At 61.2% G+C, this 22,922-nt stretch carries 23 protein-coding genes; 9 read left to right on the top strand and 14 right to left on the bottom strand.

Features of this window, described 5'->3' with window-relative positions:
* The first annotated feature begins 33 nt into the window (after positions 1-33).
* Positions 34-750, top strand: coding sequence for an IclR family transcriptional regulator (locus CWM53_RS02025; protein ID WP_100730265.1), 717 nt, complete (start codon positions 34-36; stop codon positions 748-750).
* Positions 751-789: 39 nt separating this feature from the next.
* Here CWM53_RS02025 and CWM53_RS02020 read toward each other — a convergent pair whose 3' ends face one another.
* From CWM53_RS02020 to CWM53_RS02000, 5 genes are all read right to left on the bottom strand, one after another.
* Positions 790-2,124 (bottom strand): MFS transporter, encoded by a 1,335-nt coding sequence (locus CWM53_RS02020; protein WP_074387770.1) that lies wholly within the window; start codon positions 2,122-2,124, stop codon positions 790-792.
* 511 nt (positions 2,125-2,635) lie between these two features.
* Positions 2,636-3,649 carry a HoxN/HupN/NixA family nickel/cobalt transporter gene (locus CWM53_RS02015; protein WP_008806172.1) on the bottom strand — a complete coding sequence of 338 codons (1,014 nt, stop codon included), beginning with the start codon at positions 3,647-3,649 and terminating at the stop codon, positions 2,636-2,638.
* On the bottom strand, positions 3,646-5,880 hold the full coding sequence (gene hypF / locus CWM53_RS02010; RefSeq protein ID WP_100750715.1) for a carbamoyltransferase HypF: 2,235 nt from the start codon (positions 5,878-5,880) through the stop codon (positions 3,646-3,648). Before hypF ends, CWM53_RS02015 begins: the two co-directional genes overlap by 4 nt.
* An 8-nt stretch (positions 5,881-5,888) precedes the next feature.
* The gene (gene hydN / locus CWM53_RS02005; RefSeq protein ID WP_008806174.1) at positions 5,889-6,416 is read right to left on the bottom strand and encodes an electron transport protein HydN; all 528 of its coding nucleotides are present in this window, start codon (positions 6,414-6,416) and stop codon (positions 5,889-5,891) included.
* 135 nt (positions 6,417-6,551) lie between these two features.
* The gene (locus tag CWM53_RS02000) at positions 6,552-7,565 is read right to left on the bottom strand and encodes a LacI family DNA-binding transcriptional regulator (protein ID WP_016161695.1); all 1,014 of its coding nucleotides are present in this window, start codon (positions 7,563-7,565) and stop codon (positions 6,552-6,554) included.
* A gap of 267 nt (positions 7,566-7,832) precedes the next feature.
* On the opposite strand from CWM53_RS02000, the gene ascF reads away from it, so the two are divergent.
* From ascF to CWM53_RS01980, 3 genes are all read left to right on the top strand, one after another.
* Entirely contained in the window at positions 7,833-9,275 is a 1,443-nt protein-coding gene (ascF, locus tag CWM53_RS01990) for a PTS cellobiose/arbutin/salicin transporter subunit IIBC (RefSeq protein ID WP_016161696.1), read from the top strand.
* Between the two features lie 26 nt (positions 9,276-9,301).
* Positions 9,302-10,726 (top strand): 6-phospho-beta-glucosidase, encoded by a 1,425-nt coding sequence (locus CWM53_RS01985; protein WP_100730266.1) that lies wholly within the window; start codon positions 9,302-9,304, stop codon positions 10,724-10,726.
* 180 nt (positions 10,727-10,906) lie between these two features.
* Complete coding sequence (locus CWM53_RS01980; RefSeq protein ID WP_074387766.1) at positions 10,907-11,215, top strand: SymE family type I addiction module toxin; 309 nt, start codon at positions 10,907-10,909, stop codon at positions 11,213-11,215.
* Here CWM53_RS01980 and hycI read toward each other — a convergent pair.
* From hycI to hycA, 9 genes are all read right to left on the bottom strand, one after another.
* Positions 11,212-11,682 carry a hydrogenase maturation peptidase HycI gene (gene hycI, locus CWM53_RS01975; protein WP_061153555.1) on the bottom strand — a complete coding sequence of 157 codons (471 nt, stop codon included), beginning with the start codon at positions 11,680-11,682 and terminating at the stop codon, positions 11,212-11,214. The two genes, CWM53_RS01980 and hycI, sit on opposite strands and share 4 nt — an antisense overlap.
* A complete protein-coding gene (locus tag CWM53_RS01970; RefSeq protein WP_008806180.1) occupies positions 11,675-12,085 on the bottom strand; it encodes a formate hydrogenlyase maturation HycH family protein in 411 nt (136 codons plus the stop codon). Before CWM53_RS01970 ends, hycI begins: the two co-directional genes overlap by 8 nt.
* Positions 12,082-12,849 carry an NADH-quinone oxidoreductase subunit B family protein gene (locus CWM53_RS01965; protein ID WP_002914891.1) on the bottom strand — a complete coding sequence of 256 codons (768 nt, stop codon included), beginning with the start codon at positions 12,847-12,849 and terminating at the stop codon, positions 12,082-12,084. The genes CWM53_RS01970 and CWM53_RS01965 overlap by 4 nt, the downstream gene beginning before the upstream one ends.
* Positions 12,849-13,391 carry a formate hydrogenlyase complex iron-sulfur subunit gene (locus CWM53_RS01960; protein WP_023290793.1) on the bottom strand — a complete coding sequence of 181 codons (543 nt, stop codon included), beginning with the start codon at positions 13,389-13,391 and terminating at the stop codon, positions 12,849-12,851. Before CWM53_RS01960 ends, CWM53_RS01965 begins: the two co-directional genes overlap by 1 nt.
* A gap of 9 nt (positions 13,392-13,400) precedes the next feature.
* A complete protein-coding gene (gene hycE, locus CWM53_RS01955) occupies positions 13,401-15,110 on the bottom strand; it encodes a formate hydrogenlyase subunit HycE (protein WP_100675853.1) in 1,710 nt (569 codons plus the stop codon).
* 16 nt (positions 15,111-15,126) lie between these two features.
* Entirely contained in the window at positions 15,127-16,050 is a 924-nt protein-coding gene (locus tag CWM53_RS01950) for a respiratory chain complex I subunit 1 family protein (protein ID WP_100730267.1), read from the bottom strand.
* Between the two features lie 2 nt (positions 16,051-16,052).
* A complete protein-coding gene (gene hycC, locus CWM53_RS01945) occupies positions 16,053-17,879 on the bottom strand; it encodes a formate hydrogenlyase subunit 3 (RefSeq protein WP_100730268.1) in 1,827 nt (608 codons plus the stop codon).
* A complete protein-coding gene (locus CWM53_RS01940) occupies positions 17,876-18,484 on the bottom strand; it encodes a 4Fe-4S dicluster domain-containing protein (protein ID WP_061153550.1) in 609 nt (202 codons plus the stop codon). The genes hycC and CWM53_RS01940 overlap by 4 nt, the downstream gene beginning before the upstream one ends.
* 82 nt (positions 18,485-18,566) lie before the next feature.
* On the bottom strand, positions 18,567-19,016 hold the full coding sequence (hycA, locus tag CWM53_RS01930; protein ID WP_004205645.1) for a formate hydrogenlyase regulator HycA: 450 nt from the start codon (positions 19,014-19,016) through the stop codon (positions 18,567-18,569).
* A 209-nt stretch (positions 19,017-19,225) separates the two neighbouring features.
* Here hycA and hypA point away from each other — a divergent pair, with 209 nt between their 5' ends.
* Genes hypA through hypE form a run of 5 tightly spaced genes read left to right on the top strand, consistent with a single transcriptional unit; the run spans position 19,226 to position 22,837 of the window.
* Entirely contained in the window at positions 19,226-19,570 is a 345-nt protein-coding gene (hypA, locus tag CWM53_RS01925; protein ID WP_100730269.1) for a hydrogenase maturation nickel metallochaperone HypA, read from the top strand.
* A gap of 3 nt (positions 19,571-19,573) precedes the next feature.
* Entirely contained in the window at positions 19,574-20,446 is an 873-nt protein-coding gene (hypB, locus tag CWM53_RS01920; protein WP_008806186.1) for a hydrogenase nickel incorporation protein HypB, read from the top strand.
* Entirely contained in the window at positions 20,437-20,709 is a 273-nt protein-coding gene (locus tag CWM53_RS01915) for a HypC/HybG/HupF family hydrogenase formation chaperone (RefSeq protein ID WP_022064696.1), read from the top strand. The genes hypB and CWM53_RS01915 overlap by 10 nt, the downstream gene beginning before the upstream one ends.
* Positions 20,709-21,830, top strand: coding sequence for a hydrogenase formation protein HypD (gene hypD / locus CWM53_RS01910; RefSeq protein ID WP_100730270.1), 1,122 nt, complete (start codon positions 20,709-20,711; stop codon positions 21,828-21,830). Before CWM53_RS01915 ends, hypD begins: the two co-directional genes overlap by 1 nt.
* A complete protein-coding gene (hypE, locus tag CWM53_RS01905; protein ID WP_008806188.1) occupies positions 21,827-22,837 on the top strand; it encodes a hydrogenase expression/formation protein HypE in 1,011 nt (336 codons plus the stop codon). Before hypD ends, hypE begins: the two co-directional genes overlap by 4 nt.
* Positions 22,838-22,922: the final 85 nt, after the last annotated feature.

The following is a 22,922-nucleotide window of genomic DNA, read 5'->3' as shown; positions in this document are numbered from 1 at the left end:
GGTACAATTTTGTTCGGCAAAAAGGAGAACATGATGGGGAATGAAGGTGTAATTGCCGTTGAAAAGGCGCTGGCTTTACTTGATTGCTTCCGTCCCGGTAATGACAGTCTGACGTTAACGGAGCTGGCCCAGCTTTCGGGATATCACAAAACAACCGTTTATCGCCTGATAAATTCGCTTGAGCGAATGAACTACATCATCCGGCACGACGATGGCACCTATACGCTCGGCCACCGTCTGCTCTTTCTCGGCAAGCTCTATGAGCAATCATTTGAACTTGCCAGAGTCGTACAGCCGGAATTGCAGGCGCTGTCACAGGCCTCCAGCGAAAGCGCGAGCTGGTATGTGATTGAGGGGGGGCAACGCCTGTGTCTGTTCCGCGCCGAAGCCTCCCAGGGATTACGCCACAGCAACCTGCCCGGCAGCCAGTTCCCGCTGGATGGTTCCGCTATCAGCAAAGTTTTACGCCACTGGGGATTGGGTGAATCGTTGCAGGAAGACGAACCGACGCTGCCGTTTTATACCTCCGGCGCGCGCGACCCGCACACCGCGGCCTTCGCAATGCCAGTGTTTGGCGTCCACGATAAGCTGATCGCGGCGCTGGCCCTGACCGGGCCGGCATCGCGTCTGACGGAAGATCGTAAAGAGAGCGGCATCAGCCAGCTCATGCAGGAGACGGCCAACCGCCTGTCGCTCAAGCTAGGCGCCAGCAAGCCATTCTGCGAAAGGTTTTACGGTCTGAAAGAGTAAGATTGGCTAAGAAGGCGGGAAAAATCCCGCCTTTGCTTATTAATGGGTCACCTGTTTTTCCTGCCTGGCAGTCTGCGAGTAACGCCGTCCCATGGCCAGCACCGCAATGCCGCCTGCCAGACACAAGGCGGCCAGCGGCAGCATCGCCAGCGTATGGCTTCCTGTCCGTTCGCTAATAATGCCATAGGCATTCACCATCACCGCGCCGCCAATCAGGTTGGCGATCGCGCCGATGGCCGCCAGCCCGGCGGCAGCTGACGTGCTGCTCATCCAGCCCGATGCCAGCGCCCAGAATGGGCCCTTCGCCGCATAAGCGCCAATCAGTATGGTACTGAGGATCATAATGGTGGCCGGAAGCGACAGATTGATAAACGCCGCGAACACGCCAGCCGCAATCATAAAGAGGGTAAGCGCCGTGTGCCAGCGGCGTTCATTTTTCCGGTCCGAACTGCGTCCCCAGACAATCATCAGCACCGACGCCAGTCCATAGGGGATGGCATTCAGCAGCCCGGTGGTCAGGTTATCAAGATGGAACGACTTCAGCAGCTGTGGAGACCAGACGCTAAGCGTGGTGCCGGCAGATGACGCGCCGGCGTAAATCAGCGCCATGATCCAGATTTGGCGATGCTTCAACAGTTGCCATGTGGTGGTGTGGCCGATCTGTGTCTGCTGTTGGCGCTCCGCCTGAAGCGTGTTTTCCAGCCACGCTTTCTGCCGGTCGTTTAACCAGGCAGCCTGATGCGGGCGGTCGCGCAAAATAAAGAAAGCGGCAATCCCCAGCAGTACCGCCGGCAACCCTTCAATAATGAATAACAGATGCCAGCCGCGCAGCCCTAACCAGCCATCCAACATCAGGATCAGCCCAGAAAGCGGTGAGCCGATAAAGTTAGCCAGCGGAATGGCCACCATAAAAGAGGCAATGATGCGCGCACGGTAGCGTGACGGGATCCACCAGGTAAGATAGAGCACCACGCCAGGAAAAAAGCCCGCTTCGGCAGCACCCAGCAAAAAACGTACGATGTAAAGGGAGGTGGTGTTTTGCACCAGCGCCATACACATCGATACCACTCCCCAACTGATCATAATGCGCGGGATCCACAAGCGGGCCCCCACCTTCTGCATCGCCAGGTTGCTGGGCACCTCAAAGATAAAATAGGCCACAAAATACAAACTGCTGGCGAAGCCAAAAGCCGCCTTACTCAGGCCCAGATCCTCATTCATCTGCAGCGCAGCCATACCAATATTGCCCCGGTCAATAATCGACACCAGGTAGCTGACAACCAGGAAAGGCAGGATGCGCCAGATAACCCGCCGCATGGTCTCTTTTTCCAGCGCGTCGTTATCGGTCGCGCGGTTCGGTAATTGATCGGTCATGGTTTCCTCGCAGGGTTTCATTATGTTTATCAGGAAAACGATGTAGTGACGAAATAAGTGACTTCAGCCTGATGCGCCCGTTTTGCCGCGCCCGGAGATGAGGATGGTCTGCCTGGGTTGTCATGTTGCTTCACCAGGTAACACAAGCCACACGTTTCTGGCCGCAAGGTGCGGCGCGGTAACGATCTCCATGAACATCTCGCTTTGTTGCACTCTGTACAACCAAGTTTTATTTTACAAAACTACTATAACGAGGCTGTCGGGTTTTTATCCAGTTAACGAGTGGTTTAAATTATGTAAATAAGAGGTGAATCACAGATACTTCGGGTCGTTAAAACGAGGGAAAATGAAGATTTGATAAAAAATAATAATTTTTCAATGAGTTAAGTAATTGAGATTATTGACGCAGAGCGATGCCTCGCCAGGACCTGGGTCAGCCTGCGCAGAGCAGCGCCGCCGGGCAGGTCGGGTAGCCCGGCTAAGCGCAGCGCAAGCCGGGAAAATATCCAGGCTAACGCGCCAGATTGTCGTAGCCGCGCCAGCGGTAGTTAAGCACCGACAGCGCCCAACAGGCGACAAACAACCCGACCACCACAAATCCGGCATCGCCAAGGTTATCGTTTAACATCCCCACCCAGCGCCATATCCCGCCACTGAGCGCAAACTTATCCATCAGCAGACCCAGCGCCTCCAGGCCGCCAATAAACAGCGCCACTACCACCGAGGTGCCGGTGATGGTCATATTGTAATAAAGCTTGCGCTGCGGTTTGCTGAATGCCCAGCCGTAGGCGCCGACCATCAGCACGTTATCGAGGGTATCCACCAGCGCCATACCGCTGGCGAACAGCGCCGGGAAGACCATAATCGACCAGACGGAAATCCCGCTCGACGCGCCGGCGGCGGAGATACCCAGCACACCGATTTCGGTAGCGGTGTCAAAACCGAGGCCGAACAGGAAGCCGACCAGGTACATCTGCCAGCTGCGGCTGACCAGACGGAAGGTTTTGCCAAACAGCCAGCTCATCACCCCGCCGCCGCTGACGATTTCGTCGCTCACTTTCTCACCGCGCTTCCACGCCCGAAAGCTGCGCCACACGCTGCGTAAAATCACCAGGTTGATAAAGGCCATCGCCAGTAAAAACAGGGCCGACACGGCGGTGCCGATGACGCTACCGGTGTCGTGCAGCCAGCTCATCTGCGCGCTGAAGGCCGTGGCGGTCGCGGCAATCGCCGCCGAGGCCAATACCACAATCGATGAGTGGCCCAGCGAGAACCAGGCCCCGACGGCGAAAGGCCGCCGCCCCTGCTGCATCATCTTACGGGTCACGTTATCAATCGCCGCGATATGGTCGGCATCGACCGCGTGGCGCAGGCCGTAGCCCCAGGCCAGCAGGCTGGCGGCCATCAGCGCGCCGCTGTCGCCAAAGGCCTGCAGCGCCCAGCACCAGGCCAGTAAGTTTGCCGCGATCAACCCCAGCACCAGTCCCGCAGCGCGCGGCTGCTGGCGTAAAACTGTCATTATCATTGTTGTGTTCCTTGAGCCTGCCCGCGGGCGGCGGCGATCACCGCCTGACCATATGCGATTGCGCCGTCGCCGGCCGGCAACTGCTGCGCAAACAGCAGAGTAAAATCCGCCAGATAAAAGGTCAATCGCGCCGCCAGCAGGCGGTTATGCAGCACCCCGCCGCTGCAGACCATCGTGTCGATGCCGCGGGCGGTGGCGCAGTCGCGGGCCATCGCCGCCAGCCCACAGGCCAGGGCGTCATGGAAGGCCCAGGCTTTCTGCGCCGGGGTCGCCTGCCAGTTCAGCCACTGTCGCCAGAAGGTCGCCATGTCCAGCGCGTCGTCGCGCCACGGCAGCGTAACCGGGTGGCTGACGCCGGGGCAACTGGCGGCCAGCGCCTCCAGCCGACAGGCCGCTTCGCCTTCATAGCTCAGACTCTCCGGCGCGCAATCCAGCGCGCAGGCGACGGCGTCAAACAGCCGTCCGCAGGACGAGGCGCGCGGCGCGTTAATGCCGCGATCGATGGCCTGCGCCAGCAGCGGCCAGTTGCGCTGGCGCAGGGGGGAGGTCTGCGGATAATCCTGCCAGTCAGGGACAAAGGCCAGACAGTGGGCCAGCAGATTTCGCCACGGCTGGCGCGCCGCCAGGTCACCGCCCGGCAGCGCGACGGCCGGCAACCCGCCAAGATGTTCGCACTGGCGATAGTTAACCCGCAGGCACTCCCCGCCCCACAGCGCGCCGTTCTCCCCCATGCCGATGCCGTCGAGGGTCAGGGCGATAACGTCGCCGCCGTCAAGCGGCCAGCGGTGCTCGGCCAGGCACGCCGCGGCATGAGCATGGTGATGCAGCACTGTCTCCACCGGCAGCGACAGGGACGCCGCCCACTGCGTTGAGCGATAGCCGGGATGGGCATCAACCACCACCCGCTGCGGCACAAACGCGTAAATGCTTTGCATCAGTTGCAGGGTGCTGCGCCACTGCTGTTCAACGCCTTCCTCGCCAAGATCGCCAAAGTGCTGGCTCAGCACCGCTTCGCTGCCGCGCGCCAGGCAGAAGGTATTTTTCATATCCGCGCCGAGAGCCAGCAGCGGCGGGATGTCTCGTAGCCCCGGCGGCAGCGGCAGCGCATCCGGGACGTAGCCCCGGGCGCGGCGCAGCATTTCACCGCTTGACCGCACCAGCGAATCATCCAGCCGCTGCACGATGTCGCGATTATGCAAAAGAAAGCCGTCGGCAATGTCGGCTAAATCGTTGAGCGCCTGAGCATTACTTAACGCCGGCGGACGGCCGCTAAGGTTGCCGGAGGTCATGACGATGGGGCGCGCCAGAGCCTGCAGAAGCAAATGCTGCAGCGGATTAGACGGCAGCATCACCCCAACTTCCGCAAGCCCTGGCGCAATCTCGTCACACAGGCCTGAGACCTGCGCTTTAGCAATCAGTACGATGGGCGCCGCCGGGGAGCCCATCAGCGCCGCGGCGTCGTCGGGTAAGCCCGTCGCTGACGGCAACATCACCGCCAGCGGTTTCGCCGGACGGTGTTTCCTCGCCCGCAGCGTGGCAACGGCAGCGGGATTACCGGCATCGCAGGCCAAATGAAAGCCGCCGATACCTTTTATCGCCACGATGTCGCCTGCCGCCAGCCGCGTGATGGCCGCCTGCAGCGCCGCCTCGCTGTTCAGCGTTTCCCCCTCTGCCCGCCATTCCAGGCGCGGCCCGCAGTCGGGGCAGGCCACCGGCTGGGCGTGAAAACGGCGATCCGCAGGATTGCGGAATTCCGCCTCACAAGGGGAACAGAGCGGGAACGGCGCCATTGCGGTGAAAGGCCGGTCGTAGGGCATGGCGCGGATAATGGTCAACCGCGGCCCGCAGTGGGTGCAGTTGATAAAGGGGTAGCGGTAGCGGCGCGCCCGGGGATCATTCATCTCCGCAAGGCACGCCGGACAGGTCGCCGCATCGGGCACGATCTGGGTGCGCATGCGTCCCGCCCCGCTCTCGCGGATGGTGAAATCCTGCGGCGTGGCCGTCCAGCAATAAGGGGTGCAGTCGGTGCTGTCGATACGCGCCAGCGGCGGGCAGTGGTCAGCCAGGGCGGCAGTAAAACCATCGTCGCCCCCGGCCAGCCGCACGAGGACGCCGTCACCGTCATTACAGACATCGCCGCAGCGGGCCTGCCTCCGGGCCAGCTGCCAGACAAAGGGGCGGAACCCCACCCCCTGCACTTTACCGCGAATGCGGATTTGCACCCCGTTCATGCCACGACTTACCAGGCCAGCGCCGTACGGCGACGTTTCTCGATATTCATCTGCTCCAGCTTGTTGCGGTCAACGCACACCAGGGCGTGCGTCGGGCAGACTTCCATGCAGGCCGGGCCGCTCTCGCGGTGGAAGCAGAGGTCGCACTTGTTGGCTTCGGCTTTTTCCGCCACGACGTTCAGTCCGGCACCGCTATGGCGGATCACCGGGCGCACCACCACCTCCATCGCCCCGTACGGGCAGGCAACAACGCAGGTTTTGCAGCCGATGCAGCGCTCCTGCATCACATGGACAAAGCCTTTATCGCGGCTGATGGCGCCGTTCGGGCAGACGTTGGCGCAGGGGGCGTCTTCACACTGACGGCAGGCGGTCGCCGTGGAGACATTGACCCCTTTGATCACGTGAATACGCGGTTGAAAGGTGTGAGGCGTCAGGGCGGCGCAATCCTGATGTTCCTGATGGGACACCACGCAGGCCACTTCGCAAGTGCGACAGCCGATACATTTGCTCGCATCGGCGATAATGAAACGGTTCATCCATTTCTCCAGCAGTAAGAAGGTTAGGCGCCGGAGTATGCATAATACGTTCCAGTTTTTATATTATTGATAGTTAAGAGAATTAAATCGAATATTTGCTGTCATCGTCAGTAGTGACGATGACAGCTGACGACGTCAGGCACAGGGACCCGCCACCAGTGAATCACGCTCAATTAGCGCCCCGGGGAAGCTCTGCTGAAAGTTGAATTCCCCACCATCCAGCATAAATATCAGCCGATTGATGCTCTCTTTAATCATCTCCGTCACCGGTACCCGAACGCTGGCGAGCGACGGCACCATATACGGTGCCAGCACAATATCGTCAAACCCCACCACCGAGACCTGATCCGGTACCTTTACGCCCAGCTGGTGAAGCTGCTTCATCGCCCCGATAGCCATATCGTCATTGCTCGCCACCAGCGCGCTGTAGGTCACCCCGCGCTGACGCAGGCTCTCCACCGCCGCCGCGCCGGTTTCCGGCGTCCAGCGCCCCTCCGCGATGAGCGCCTCGTTCAGGGCGATGCCGTGGCCAGCCAGCGCGTCTTTGTAGCCGGCAAGGCGTTCGACGCCGGTGGGTGAGTCAAGGGAGCCGGTAATAAAAGCGATATCGCGATGGCCAAGCGCGATCAGCCGCTCCACCACCCGCATCGCCGAGGCTTTTTGATCGGACCAGACGCAGTGGCTGGCGTGGCGGCGCAGGCGGCGGTTAAGCACCATGATCGGCTGCGAGTGGTTCTCAACGATCTCGTCCATCTCGTCAACGGTGAGAAAGCGCGGGTAGATGATGATCGCATCGCAGCGCAGGTCCAGCAGGTACTGGATCGCCTCCCGCTCCTCTTGCGCGCTGTGCTTGCCGTCGGCCAGGATCAGCTGTCGTCCCTTGTCCTCTGTCATCCGCGCCACGTGATACAGCAGCTCGCTGAAATAGACGCCATGATACAGGGTGTTGGTCACCACCAGGCCCAGGGTTTGCGTCGTTTTGGTCGCCAGGTTGCGCGCCAGCAGATTAGGCCGATAGCCGCTCTCCGCCACTGCCTTAAACACCCGGTCTTTGGTCTCCTGACTGACATAGCCGTTGCCCGACAGTACCCGCGAAACGGTTGCCTTCGATACCCCCGCGCGCTTTGCGACCTCCAGCATCGTTGCCATGTGATTCTTCCTGTTGCAAAAGTTGCAGGCAGTGTACTGCACGTTTCCCGCTTTTACAGCATTCCCCTGTTCACCACCGCGATCCGGCTCACGGCGACGCTTCGCGATCAAAATCACAAAATTGAGATCATCTTTTTTTATTTCTTGTGCAATCAAATGAAACTCACCATGATTTTGTGGAACCGGTTTCCTATATAAACATGGTATCGCCCGGCGATGCGGCGCGGTAGCAGATCAGTACCCTATTGATAAACAGGATAAAATCCGATGTCGAAAAATTATGCAGCCCTGGCGCAACAGATAGTCGCGGCAATCGGCGGAGTCGATAACGTCGCCGCCGTGACCCACTGCATGACCCGTCTGCGCTTCGTGGTCAAAGACGACGAAAAGGTCGATAGCCCCACCCTGAAAGGCCTGACCGGGGTACTTGGCGTTGTGCGCAGCGATAACCAGTGCCAGGTGATCATCGGCAATACCGTTTCCCAGGCCTACCGCGAGGTGGTGAATCTGCTGCCTGGCGACCTGCGTCCGGCTGAGCCGCAGGGCAAAGCGCCGCTGACCCTGAAACGCATCGGCGCCGGGATCCTGGACGCGCTGATCGGTACCATGTCGCCGCTGATCCCGGCGATTATCGGCGGATCGATGGTCAAGCTGCTGGCGATGATCCTCGAGATGAGCGGCGCGTTGCCGAAAGGCTCGCCGACGCTGACCCTCCTGACGCTTATCGGCGATGGCGCATTTTTCTTCCTGCCGCTGATGGTGGCCGCCTCCGCGGCGGTGAAATTCAAAACCAATATGTCGCTGGCTATCGCCATCGCCGGGGTGCTGGTGCATCCCGGGTTTATCGAATTGATGGCCAAAGCCGCCCAGGGCGAACACGTTGAATTTGCCTTTATTCCGGTTACCGCGGTGAAATACACCTACACGGTGATCCCGGCGCTGGTGATGACCTGGTGCCTGTCGTATATCGAGCGCTGGGTGGATCGCATTACCCCGGCGGTGACGAAAAACTTCCTTAAGCCGATGCTGATCGTGCTGATCGCCGCCCCGCTGGCGATCCTGCTGATTGGCCCGCTGGGCATCTGGATCGGTAGCGCCATTTCCGCGCTGGTGTATACGATCCACAGCTATCTCGGCTGGCTGTCGGTGGCGATCATGGGCGGGCTGTGGCCACTGCTGGTGATGACCGGGATGCACCGCGTCTTTACGCCAACCATCATTCAGACCATCGCCGAAACCGGCAAAGAGGGCATGGTGATGCCATCGGAGATCGGCGCCAACCTGTCGCTGGGCGGATCGTCGCTGGCGGTGGCGTGGAAAACCAAAAACCCGGAGCTGCGCCAGACGGCGCTGGCCGCCGCGGCATCGGCGATTCTGGCCGGGATTTCCGAACCGGCGCTGTATGGCGTGGCGGTGCGCCTGAAGCGCCCGCTGATCGCCAGCTTAATCAGCGGCTTTATCTGCGGCGCGGTGGCGGGAATCGCCGGTCTGGCCAGCCATTCGATGGCGGCGCCTGGGCTGTTTACCAGCGTGCAGTTTTTCGATCCAGCCAATCCGATGACTATCGTCTGGGTATTTGGCGTGATGGCGCTGTCGGTGGTGCTGTCGTTTGCCCTGACGCTGATCCTCGGCTTTGAAGATATTCCCGTTGAACAGGCCGCTGCCGACGCCAGAGCGCGCCAGGCCCGGGCCCAGGCATCCCACGCCTGAACACACAATTAATAATGAGGTAATGCATGGCGAGTTTCCCACAGGGATTTTTATGGGGCGGCGCACTGGCCGCCAACCAGTCTGAAGGCGCTTATTTTGAAGGCGGCAAGGGGCTGACCACCGTGGATACCCTTCCCCACGGCGCCCACCGCCTGCCGGTAAAATTAGGCCTGGAGAAGCGCTTTACGCTGCGTGAAGACGAGTTTTACCCCAGCCATGAGGCGATCGATTTTTACCATCGCTATAAAGAAGATATTGCCCTGATGGCCGAGATGGGGTTCAGCGTCTTCCGCACCTCCATCGCCTGGAGCCGCCTGTTCCCGCACGGCGACGAGCAACAGCCGAATCCGCAGGGCATCGCCTTCTACCGCTCACTGTTTGAGGAATGCAAAAAGCACGGTATTGAGCCGCTGGTCACGCTGTGTCATTTCGACGTGCCGATGCACCTGGTGATGGAGTACGGCTCCTGGCGTAACCGCAAAATGGTGGATTTTTTCAGCCACTACGCCCGCACCTGTTTTGAGGCCTTTGACGGGCTGGTGAAGTACTGGCTGACCTTCAATGAAATCAATATCATGCTGCACAGCCCCTACTCCGGCGCCGGGCTGGTGTTTGAAGAGGGAGAAAATCAGGAGCAGGTGAAGTACCAGGCCGCGCATCACGAGCTGGTGGCCAGCGCGCTGGCGACAAAAATCGCCCATGAGATTAACCCGCAGAACCAGGTCGGCTGCATGCTGGCGGGCGGCAATTTCTATCCTTACTCCTGCAAGCCGGAAGATGTGTGGATGGCGCTGGAGAAGGACCGCGAAAATCTGTTCTTTATCGACGTCCAGGCGCGCGGCGCCTATCCGGTGTGGGCCGCGCGGGTGTTCCGGGAAAAAGGGGTCACGATTGCGAAACAGCCGGGCGATGACGAGATCCTAAAAAACACCGTCGATTTCGTCTCCTTTAGCTACTACGCGTCGCGCTGCGCCTCGGCGGAGATGAACGCCAGCAACACCAATGCCGCCAACATCGTCAAGTCGCTGAAGAACCCGCACATCCCGGCCAGCGAGTGGGGCTGGGGCATCGACCCGCTGGGCCTGCGCATCACCATGAACATGATGTATGACCGCTATCAGAAACCACTGTTCCTGGTGGAAAACGGGCTTGGCGCTCGCGATGAGATCGACGCCAATGGCGACATCAATGACGACTATCGCATCAGCTACCTGCGCGAGCACATCAGGGCCATGCGCGACGCTATCGGCGACGGCATTCCGGTGCTGGGCTACACCAGCTGGGGCTGCATCGATCTGGTCTCAGCGTCAACCGGCGAGATGAGCAAGCGCTACGGCTTTGTCTATGTCGATCGCGACGATGCCGGCAACGGCACGCTGGCGCGTAAGCGTAAAAAGTCATTCTTCTGGTACCAGAAGGTGATAGCCAGCAACGGCGCCGATCTCGACTAAGCCCCCTCGCCCACACGCGCCCATTTCCCGCGATAAACGGGGATGGGCGTCTGCTTTCTGTTGCATCCATTACATGCTTTTTTCTCGAGCCTGATTCCAGTTTCTGGTTTGCCTCCTGTTCACAATAACTGGTATTTTATACAGTACTTTTACAGGGGTATTTTCAGCAAGGAGCACATCATGAGCGCACAGCACCCTACCGCAGCCAGAGGGATAGCCAGGGCCATTCGCCAGTTAACCGTGGGATATGTCAGAAAACGCCATGAGGACCGCAAAACACGGGAGACACGGCGCTACACCCGCCACGCAGCCCTGAGCCTGAACGGCGACTGGCTGGAGCAGGCGGGGTTTCCGGTCGGCACGCAGGTCAGAGTCTCGGTGTCGCCCGGGAAATTAGTGATAGAGAATCTTGAGCTGGCGCCGCCGGGAACGGGGCTCCCGGCCGGTCAGTCGTGCGCCGGCGGAGAGCCCGGTTCGCCGCTGGGTTAATCGTCTTCAGCCTCCAGCCGGGCAAAGCCGCCCTGGCCCTGCCAGCCTGCCAGCTGCTGGTACACCCGAGCAACGGCCTCTTTTACCGGCTGGGTCATCGGATAATAAAAACCGACGATATCTGGCTGAATGCCGAGGAAGATCACCTCGCCGACGTCCTCTTTCAGCTGATCGACCAGATAGTTGAGCGGCATGTTATGGGTGGTCATCATAAACATCTCGGCGATATCGTCGGGATCGATGACGCGAATGTCGCCGGGGTTGAGGCCCATATCGGTGGCATCGACAATCAGCAGGCGTTCGGGGCGTAATTCGCGGATCGCCACGATGTCGTTTTCCGGCGCGCTGCCGCCGTCGATGACCACCCACTGGCCGGCCGGGTTCGCCGCGCACATCTCCGCCAGCAGCGGGCCGGCGCCGTCGTCGCCCATCATACTGTTGCCGACACAGAGTAAAACGTCAGTCACGTAATCTCCTCACCATCAGGTAGATGGCGCTCTCCTGGTGAATATCATGCAGCATGCTGAGCATCGTTTTGCTCCACGCCTGCTGCTGCGGGGTCTGCGCGGACTGCGCTTTATCAAAGGCGTTGGCCAGCATCGCCACATGGCTGCTGTCGATGACGATTTCGCCATACTTCGGCACGCCCTCCATTTTGCGCCGCGCGGCGCTCCCGGCTTCAAGGGTGGCGATCCATGCCAGATACGCGTCCCACGGGCAGCTTAACGCCGCCTCCAGACAGTCGATGACGCCGAGGTGGTGGCCAATCGCCAGGCTGTAATAGACCACCTGCTGCGCCTGATCCGGCGTGGCGTCGTTCTCATCAATAAATTTACGGCTCAGCTGACTGAACACCACCGTCTCGCTCATCGGATACGCGCCCCCTCGACCACCTGGTTGAGATGGGTGACGATCTCGGTCAGACGCGGATCTTTCTCCGCCTCCAGCCAGCGCAGCACCTGACTGTCGCCCTGGCCAAGCAGACGCATATAGTCGTCAGCAATCTGCCGGCCATAGCGATAGCCCGCCAGACGCCGCGCTTCGCGATCGATGCGCACCCGCAGGGGTTGCACCATATCGGCATGCAGCAGCTCGGTCGGCTGTTCGTCGAGTTCGCCTGGCAGACGAGCATGGATTTTCTGCTCCAGCAGGCCGAGCGCCATGGCGAAGCCGTACAGGGTGGCGGCGGGCGTCGGCGGGCAGCCCGGAATATAGACATCGACCGGTACGATTTTATCGGTACCGCCCCAGACACAGTACAGGTCGTGGAAGATGCCGCCGCTGTTGCCGCAGGCGCCGTAGGAGATACAGATCTTCGGATCCGGCGCCGACTGCCAGGCGCGCAGCGCCGGGGAGCGCATGGCGCGGGTCACCGCCCCGGTAAACAGCAGGATATCGGCATGGCGCGGCGAAGGCACCACTTTAATCCCGAAGCGTTCAGCGTCGAACAGCGGCGAAAGGGTGGCGAAGATTTCAATTTCGCAACCGTTGCAGCCGCCGCAGTCGACGCGGTAGACGTAGGCCGAACGTTTAATTTTCTTCAGCAGCGAGGCCTTCATGCTGGCGATGGATTCATCCACCGTCATCGGCACGGGAATGCCGTTTTCATCGCGCGGGCCAAGTAAAGTACTCATCAGCTGGCCTCCCTCATATGGCGGGTTAGTTCAATACGATCGGACGGCACCAGGCATTTCTGGCGCTTGCATTCCGGGCAGGTTTCGAAGCTTTCACGGTGCAGCTCGGCGCGGGTATCGCCGTTATGCTTGAGCAGCGCGATGGCGTAGTCGATCTCCTTCTGCACCGCGAACGGACGCTGGCACTCCCTGCAGTGGCAGATAGCAAAGCGCGACTGCTGGAGGAAATCCTCTTTCTTCCACACCGCCAGCTCATACTCCGGCGACAGCTTAATCGCCGCCGTCGGGCACACCTCTTCACAGCGGCCGCAGAAGATGCAGCGCCCGAGGTTGAACTGCCACGCCAGCTGGTTAGTGGCCAGATCGGTCTCGACCGTCAGGGCGTTCGACGGGCAGGCATTCACGCAGGCCGCGCAGCCGATACACTGCTGCGGATTGTGCTCCGGCTTGCCGCGGAAGTTTTTGTCCACCGGCATCGGCTCCAGCGGGTAGGCGTGCGTCGCGGTGCCGGTCTTAATAACTTTTTTAATAAAGGTAAACATGGCGATTCCTTATTTCAGCGGCGAGTTTTTACGCTCGATGCTGTAGCGCTCCAGCTCTTTGTACGGCACCACTTTGCTCTTCTTCTTACGTACATCGACAACGGTCATGCGGTCGGTACAGGAGTAGCACGGGTCGAGGCTGCCGATGATCAGCGGCGCATCGGAAACGGTGTTGCCGCGCAGCATATAGCGCAGGGTCGGCCAGTTGGCGTAGGTCGCCGCCCGGCAGCGCCAGCGGTACAGTTTCTGGTTGTCGCCGGTCATGCTCCAGTGGATATCGTCGCCGCGCGGCGCCTCGGAGAAGCCCAGTGCGAAGCGGTGCGGAATATAGGTGAACCCTTCCACCATCAGCGGGCCGCCCGGCAGGTTATCGAGACCGAAATCAATCATATTCAGCGCGGTATAAACCTCGTTGATCCGCACCTTGAGGCGAGATATCACGTCGCAGCCCTGCTCGCTGTGGACTTCCATCGGCAGCAGGCCATAACCGACAAACGGGTGGTCGGCGCGGGTGTCGCGGGCGTGGCCGCTGGCGCGCACCATCGGGCCGACGTTACTAAAGTCGCGGGCGATTTCCGGATCCAGACGGCCAATACCGACGGTACGCTGTTCCATATTCGGCGTGCTGAGCAGCATATCCACCAGCTCCTGCACGTCTCGGCGCATCTGCTGCGCCAGCTGACGGGTCTGGATCATGTCCTCTTTCAGCAGGTCGCGGCGGATCCCGCCGATCAGGTTCAGGCCGTAGGTTTTACGTGCGCCGGTGAGAATTTCCGCCATCTTCATTGAGGTTTCGCGCACGCGGAAGAACTGCATAAAGCCAGAGTCAAAGCCGGTAAAGTGGCAGGCCAGACCGAGGTTCAGCAGGTGCGAGTGCAGGCGTTCCACCTCCAGCAGAATGGCGCGGATCATCTGCGCCCGCTCCGGCACCACGATGCCCATCGCATTCTCTACCGAGGTGGTGTAAGCGGTACTGTGGGCGAAGCCGCAGATGCCGCACACCCGGTCCGACAGGAAGGTCACTTCGTTATAACCCATGCGGGTTTCCGCCAGCTTTTCCATCCCGCGATGGACGTAGAACAGGCGGTAGTCGGCGTCGATAATGTTCTCGCCGTCAACGAACAGGCGGAAATGGCCAGGTTCATCTGAGGTGACATGCAGCGGGCCGATCGGCACCACGTTGTTTTTCTTGCTGCCGAGCTCGTTAATGAACTCGTAGGTTTCCGCGTCGGTGGTCGGCGCCGGACGCTGGCGATAGTCCATGCTGTCTTTGCGCAGCGGATAGAGTTCGTCCGGCCAGTCGTCCGGTAGCACCAGACGACGTTCGTCCGGCAGGCCGACCGGCACCAGGCCGTACATATCGCGCACTTCGCGCTCGCCCCACACCGCCGCCGGGACGCGCGGCGTCACCGACGGGTATTCCGGTTTGTTGGCATCCACTTCCACGCGCACGGTGATCCAGCATTTGGTGCCCTGCTCCATCGACAGCACGTAATAGACCGCGTAGTGGCCGTTCAGCTTACGTTCATCGTTGCCGAACAGCACCGACAGCCAGCCGCCCTGCTGGTAGTAGAGAAACTCCACCACTTCCGGCAGGTAGTTGACCTTCACGGTGAGGGTTAACTGGTCTTTGGTCTGCCAGGCTTCGTCCAGCACCACGCCCGGAAAGGCCTGGTGCAGCGCCGCAAGATAGTGTTGACCGATTTTTTCTTCAGACATGCTCAAACTCTCTTAATCACGCCACCAGCAAGGAGACGAAAGCTAAAAAGGCAAAACCAAACCCGGCCCAGGTGACGCGGGAGGTGGCACAAAAACGCAGACGCGCCATGCTGTTTTCAAACAACGCGATAATCAGCACCCCGATCACCAGCTTGACGACGGCGACCACCAGCGCCAACAGCAGGCCGCCGACGCTGAAGCTGGTCATCTGGCCCCACGGGAAAAAGACCCCGACAAACATCTGCAGCACCACCAGCTGTTTGAGGCTGATGCCCCACTTCAGGATGCCAAAGCCGCTGCCGCTGTATTCCGATAGCGGGCCCTCCTGCAGCTCCTGCTCCGCTTCCGCCAGATCGAACGGCAGTTTGCCCATCTCAATAAAGGTGGCGAAGGCGCAGGCGCACAGCGCCAGAATCAGTGGAATGCTGCGCGCCGCCGGCCAGTGGTAAAGGGTATCGGTGATGGTGCTGATATGGGTCGAGCCGGCGACCTGCGCCGCCACCCACAGGCCCAGCAGCAGGATCGGCTCCACCAGCACGCCGAGCATCGCTTCGCGACTACTGCCCAGCGCGGTAAACGGGCTGCCGGTGTCCAGACCAGAAATGGCAAAGAAGAAACGGGCGATGGCGAACAGGTAGATCAGGGTGATGAGATCCCCGAGCACCGGCAGCGGAGAGTCCACCGTCACCACCGGCAGCGCGGTGGCGATGGTCAGCATCACGCCGACCATGACGTACGGCGTCAGGCGGAACACCCAGCCCGAGGCGTCAGGACCGACGCTCTGACGGCCCAGCAGTTTCAGGATATCGCGATACTCCTGCAGTACCCCCGGTCCGCGGCGGTTATGCAGCCGCGCGCGGGCGACGCGAACGATCCCGGACAACAGCGGCGCGACGGCAAACAGCACCAGCGCCTGTAGCAATGCAATTAACAAACTCATTCTCAGGCTCCTCGCGAAATGACAATCACCACCAGCACCGCCAGCTCAACCAGCGCGATCCCGCGCAGCAGCGCTGGCGCCGAGGCCGATTGCCAGCCCGGCACCAGACGCACCGGGTTTAGCCAGTGGCGCAGCTTCAGCAGCGGCGCAAAGGCTTCTTTCACCGGCATGGCGAAGCCGTGGGCCGTCACCACCATCGACTGCTCATGGTCATAACCGCAGACCCACGCCGCGCCGCGCGAGCGCGCCGCCAGGCGATCGCCTTTAAAGAAGATCATCAGCAGGAACGGCAGCAGCGGGCAGGCGATAAGCAGCAGCGCGATCATCGGCTGCGATACCACGCTCGACACCTGGGCCTGCACCGGGAAGGCGCCGCTCACCAGCGGCAGCAGCCACGGTGCGGCGATGCCGCCAACGAGGCAGAAGACCGCCGCCAGCACCACGCTCAGGGTCATCAGCCAGGGAGCGCAGGTGGCGTTTTCCGCCTCTTTCGTCCGCGGCGCGCCGAGGAAGGTCACGCCATAGACTTTCGCCATACACATCACCGCCAGTGCGCCGGTGATCGCCAGGCCGACGGCCAGCAGCGGCCCCAGCAGACGGCCAATAAACAGATCGCCGGTGCTCATTTTGAAGAAGGACTGATAGATAACCCACTCGCCGGCGAAGCCGTTCAACGGCGGCAGGGCCGCCATTGCCATCAGCCCCACCAGCATGGCGAGGGAGATCAACGGCATTTTTTTACCGATGCCGCCCAGCTTCTCGATATCGCGATGGCCGGTGCGGAACCACACCGCCCCGGCGCCAAGAAATAGCGTGGTTTTGAACAGGCTGTGGTTAATCAGGTGATACATACCGCCGATAAAGCCCAGCACCATCAGCGTGCTGTTGCGGGTCGCCACGCCGGTGACGAAGGCGCCCAGACCCAGCAGGATAATGCCGATGTTCTCCAGGGTGTGATAGGCCAGCAGACGCTGAATGTTATGCTCCATCAGGGCATACAGCCCGCCGATGAAGGCGGTGATCATCCCCAGCGCCAGCAGCATGACGCCCCACCACAGCGGCGGCACGCCGCCGGCCAGCGAGACGGTCAGCATGCCGTACAGACCGACCTTCATTACCACGGTGGAAAACAGCGCGGCGGCCGGCGCACTGGCCCCGGCGTGAGCCTGCGGCGCCCAGCCGTGCAGCGGGATCGCCCCGGCCAGCAGGGCGAACCCCACCAGCCCCGGCAGCCAGAGCAGCGGGTTCTGCATCATATCCACCGCCTGGAGGTTGATCTGCGCCAGCTCAAGGGTGCCGTAGGTCGACCATACCAGCCAGCAGGTCCAGGCCATCAGCAATGTGCCGAGACGGCCCAGGGCAAACCACAGCTTACCGGAGGCGGCGCAGCCGGTGAGAAACGCCGCGCAGAGCGCCATGATCTCCGCCATCACCACCAGCGAACCGATATTGGTCACCACCACCGCGCAGGTGGCGGCGGCCAACAGCAGGTTGACCAGCAGGCCGTTGGCCTTCACCTGCGGATGGCGATGCCAGCTAATGTTAAACAGCGACACCGGCAGCGCCGACAGGCCGATGGCCAGCAGCCACAGCGCATTGACACCGCCCACCCGCATCGTCAGATGCAGAAACTGCAGCATGCCGCCGTGGATCCGTTCCGGCATCAATAGCACTGCGCCGCCGGCAACCACCAGCATGGCGCTGGCCACTGCGCCGCCGATCCCGGCAATGGCGCCGCTGAGCGGTTTATGCATGGCAAACACAAAGGCCAGCACGGCGCTGGCGGCGTACCACGTCACCGCCTGATTGACTAATCCCATTACACTCATTCCCTCTCCCCCTGTTGCGCCTGGAACAGCGACAAGTCGCCAAGGTCGGTATTAAAGGTCAGTTGGCGTTTACGCTTGCTGGCCTGGGCGATATCACGGCTATCCACCAACAGCAGCGCGTTGGTCGGGCAGGTCCGCACGCAGGCCGGGCCCTGCTCATCGAAGTGGCAGAGGTCGCATTTCACGGCAATGGCGCGCACGCCGGGCACCCAGTCGAGCAGCGAGCTGACGCGGGCCGGCGCCGGCGGCGCAGGGGGGGCCAGCCGGGTATTGGCATTCGCCGGTATATCCAGCGGGCGGCTGCCGGAAAATTCAATGGCGCCGAACGGGCAGGCAATGCCGCACAGTTTGCAGCTTACGCACAGGCTCTCGTTGAGCTGGACGGCGCCATCGACGCGCTGGATGGCGTTAACCGGGCAGACGGCGGCGCAGGGGGCATCTTCGCAGTGGTGGCACATCTGCGGTGCCGATTCTTTTTCATTACGCATCACCTGCAGCCGCGGCATAGCCTGCAGGCCGTGCTGGCGATGCGTCTCAGAGCAGGCGGCTTCGCAGGTGCGGCAGCCAATACAGACAGTGGAGTCAGCAATTACAAAACGGTTCACCGGGTCATCCTCGGGTGAAAGTCATTTTTGACGAAATCAGGTTGCGCAGGTGTCATTTTCGACACGTGTCGACACCTCGCGATCAGTGGGTCAGGGCCAGATGGCTTAAATCCACCGGTTGGTCTTGCTCCATGGCGTCATACAGACGGTCATAGACGGTGGCGATAATCGCCAGATAGTGCTCCAGCACCTGGTCGCGGGAGCGGTTGCTGATCCGTCCGTCCACCGTGCCATCCGCCGCCAGCGTGGCCTGAGCAATCAGGTACTTATCACCGCCGCCTTTGTTTTCGACGTAGTATTCGATGGTGTGGCTGTTAAAGCCTTCCGCCAGCGCGACAAACACCTGAAAATGGCCGAACAGCACGAAGCACAGCTCTTTATCCGGCGCGCAGCTCATCGCATGATGCAGGCGGGCCTTCGACAGGGTGATCCCCTGAACCAGCGAGTTACAGTAGATGTGCCACTGCTCCTGCTGCTGCCGGTGACGGTCGGCGATGTAATCCGCCTTTTCACTTATTTCCCAAATAGTCATATCGGTTTCTCCGTTGCATGAGATGCACCCTCTAAGCATTTTTCATGCCACTTTTTATTTAATTGATTTAACTATGTTTTTGTATTCATCCCTGCCGACGCGACATGTCGATGACAGCCCCGGGGCGTCGACATCGACATTGACGGCCACGACGATTTCATCCTGGCATCGTTATTGCATATAAGGCGCATTGCGATACGGAGGCGACTATGCACGAAATCACCCTCAGCCAGCGGGCGCTGGAAATTATTGAACAACAGGCGCAGCAGGCCGGCGCGCGACGGGTGACCGGCGTGTGGCTCAAGGTCGGCGCATTTTCCTGCGTGGAAGCCAGCGCCCTGACCTTCTGCTTTGAGCTGGTCTGCCGGGGCACGCTGGCGGAGGGGTGCGAACTGCATATCGCCGAACAACAGGCTGAATGCTGGTGCGAACGCTGCCAGCAGTACGTCCATCTTGTCTCGCAGCACGTCCGCCGCTGCCCGCTCTGCAATAACGACCAGCTACAGATCGTGGCGGACAACGGCTTACAGATTCAGCGTTTAGAACTGGAGTAAACTATGTGTACAACATGCGGCTGTGGCGAAGGCAACCTCTATATTGAAGGAGACGAACGAAACCCGCATTCCGCGTTCCGCAGCGCCCCCTTCGCGCCCGCCCCACGCCAGACGATGACCATCACCGGTGTCAAAACCGATCACTTCGCCCCCACCCGCACGCCAGAGGGCGACCTGCATTACGGCCATGGCGAGGCTGGGACTCACGCCCCGGGGCAGAGCCAGCGGCGGATGCTGGAAGTGGAGATCGACGTGCTGGATAAAAACAACCGTCTGGCGGCGCGCAACCGCGCACGCTTTGCGGCGAAACAGCAGCTGGTGCTGAATCTGGTTTCCAGCCCCGGCTCCGGCAAAACCACCCTGCTGACCGAAACCCTCACCCGGCTGAAAGGACGTGCCGACTGCGCGGTGATTGAAGGTGACCAGCAAACGGTCAATGACGCCGCCCGCATTCGCGCCACCGGCACCCCGGCGATTCAGGTCAATACCGGGAAAGGCTGCCATCTCGACGCCCAGATGATCGCCGACGCCGCCCCGCGCCTGCCGCTGGCTGACCACGGCATTCTGTTTATCGAAAACGTCGGCAACCTGGTCTGCCCGGCCAGCTTTGATCTCGGCGAACGCCATAAGGTGGCGGTGCTGTCGGTCACCGAAGGCGAAGACAAGCCGCTGAAATATCCACATATGTTTGCCGCCGCCAGCCTGATGCTGCTCAACAAAGTCGACCTGCTGCCGTATCTCAATTTCGACGTTGAGAAGTGCCTGGCCTGCGCCCGCGAGGTCAATCCGCATATTGAAATTATCCTCCTCTCGGCCACCAGCGGCGAAGGCATGGAGCAGTGGCTCACCTGGCTGGAGACGCAGCGATGTGCATAGGCATTCCGGGACAAATTTGCGCCATCGACGGCGTGCTGGCGAAGGTGGAAGTCTGTGGCATTCAGCGCGACGTCGACCTGACGCTGGTGGGCGCCGTTGACGAGCAGGGTCAGACGCGTCTCGGCCAGTGGGTGCTGGTGCACGTTGGGTTCGCCATGAGCGTGATCAATGAAGCCGAAGCGCGCGACACTCTCGAGGCGCTGCAAAATATGTTTGACGTGGAGCCGGACGTCGGCGCCCTGCTGTACGGCGAGGAGCGATAATGCGTTACGTTGACGAATACCGCGCCCCCGAGCAGGTCATGCAGCTGGTGGCCCATCTTCAGCAGCGTGCCCATCTGCTGCCGCACACCGCCGCGCGACCGCTGCGCATTATGGAGGTCTGCGGCGGCCATACCCATGCCATTTTTAAGTTCGGTCTCGACCAGCTGTTGCCGGAGAATATTGAATTTATTCATGGGCCCGGCTGCCCGGTATGCGTCCTGCCGATGGGGCGTATCGACGCCTGCATTGAGATCGCCAGCCGCCCGGGGGTGATCTTCTGTACCTTCGGCGACGCCATGCGCGTGCCAGGTAAAAACGGCTCGCTGCTGCAGGCGAAATCCCGCGGCGCCGATGTCCGCATCGTTTACTCGCCGATGGACGCCCTGCGGCTGGCGCAGCAAAACCCGCAGCGTGAGGTGGTCTTTTTCGGCCTCGGTTTCGAAACCACCATGCCCGCCACCGCCCTCACCCTGCGTCAGGCGCGGGAGCGCAACGTCGATAACTTCTACTTTTTCTGCCAGCACATCACCCTGCTGCCGACCCTGCGCAGCCTGCTGGATCAGCCGGACAACGGTATCGACGCCTTTCTCGCCCCGGGCCACGTCAGTATGGTGATCGGCACCGAGGCCTACGGCTTTATTGCCAGCGACTATCATCGTCCTTTAGTGGTCGCTGGTTTCGAACCGCTTGATCTACTGCAAGGCGCGGTGATGCTGGTTGAGCAGACAATAGCGCAGCGCAGCGACGTGGAAAATCAGTACCGTCGCGTGGTGCCGGATGCCGGCAACCCGCTGGCGCAGGCGGCGATGGCCGACGTCTTTCGCCTGGATGGCGACAGCGAATGGCGCGGCCTGGGGGTCATCAGCGACTCCGGCGTGCAGCTTACGCCAGCCTATCAGCGCTTCGATGCCGAGGCGCATTTCCGCCCGGCGCCGCAGCGCGTGTGCGACGACCCCCGCGCCCGCTGCGGCGAGGTGCTGACCGGCCGCTGTAAACCGCACCAGTGCCCGCTCTTCGCCAGCACCTGCAATCCGCAAAGCGCCTTTGGCGCGCTGATGGTCTCCTCAGAAGGGGCCTGCGCCGCCTGGTATCAATATCGCAGTCAGGAAAATGAAGCATGAAAAGCGTCCAGTTAGCCCACGGTAGCGGCGGTCAGGCAATGCAGCAGCTGATCGGCGACCTGTTTATGCAGGCCTTCGCCAACCCCTGGCTGGCGGAGCAGGAGGATCAGGCGCGCCTCGATCTGGCGGCGCTCGCCGCCCAGGGGGACCGACTCGCCTTCTCCACCGACAGCTACGTGATTGACCCGCTGTTCTTTCCCGGCGGCAATATCGGCAAGCTGGCCGTCTGCGGTACCGCCAACGATGTGGCGGTCAGCGGCGCCATCCCCCGCTATCTTTCCTGCGGCTTTATTCTCGAAGAGGGGCTGGAGATGGCCACCCTGGAAGCGGTGGTCGCCAGCATGGCCGACACCGCCCGGGCGGCAGGGATCGCCATCGTCACCGGCGACACTAAAGTGGTGCCGCGCGGCGCGGCGGATAAGCTGTTTATTAACACCGCCGGCATCGGCGCCATCCCGGCGGACGTTCGCTGGGGGACGCAGCAGATTAGCGCCGGTGATGTGCTGCTGGTCAGCGGCACGCTGGGGGATCATGGCGCCACCATCCTTAACCTGCGCGAGCAGATGGGGCTGGACGGCGCGCTGTCCAGCGATTGCGCGGTGCTGACGCCGCTTATCCAGACCCTGCGGCCACTGAGTGGAGTGAAAGCTCTGCGCGACGCCACCCGCGGCGGGGTCAATGCCGTCGCCCATGAGTTCGCCGCCGCCAGCGGCTGCGGCATCGAACTGCAGGAGGCAACGCTGCCGGTCAACGATACGGTGCGCGGCGTCTGCGAACTGCTTGGGCTGGACGCCCTGAACTTCGCCAATGAAGGCAAACTGGTGCTCGCCGTCGCCCGCGAGGCCGCGGAAAACGTGCTAGCGCATTTGCGGTCTCACCCACTGGGACGCGATGCGGCGATAATCGGCGAAGTGGTCGACCGCCCGGGCGTGCGTTCCGTTGGGCTGTACGGCGTGAAGCGGACGCTCGATCTTCCCCACGCCGAGCCGCTGCCGAGAATTTGTTAACGACGGCGTCGGGTCCCGGATAGCGGCTGGCGCCTTATCCGGGCTACAAAACTGCGCGCACGTAGCCCGGCTAAGCGCAGCGCGA

The organism is Klebsiella sp. A-Nf5, from assembly GCF_002810545.1.
Taxonomy (GTDB): domain Bacteria; phylum Pseudomonadota; class Gammaproteobacteria; order Enterobacterales; family Enterobacteriaceae; genus Klebsiella; species Klebsiella variicola.
Note: the sequence above shows the minus strand (reverse complement) of the source record. Positions and strands in the feature narration are given on the sequence as shown.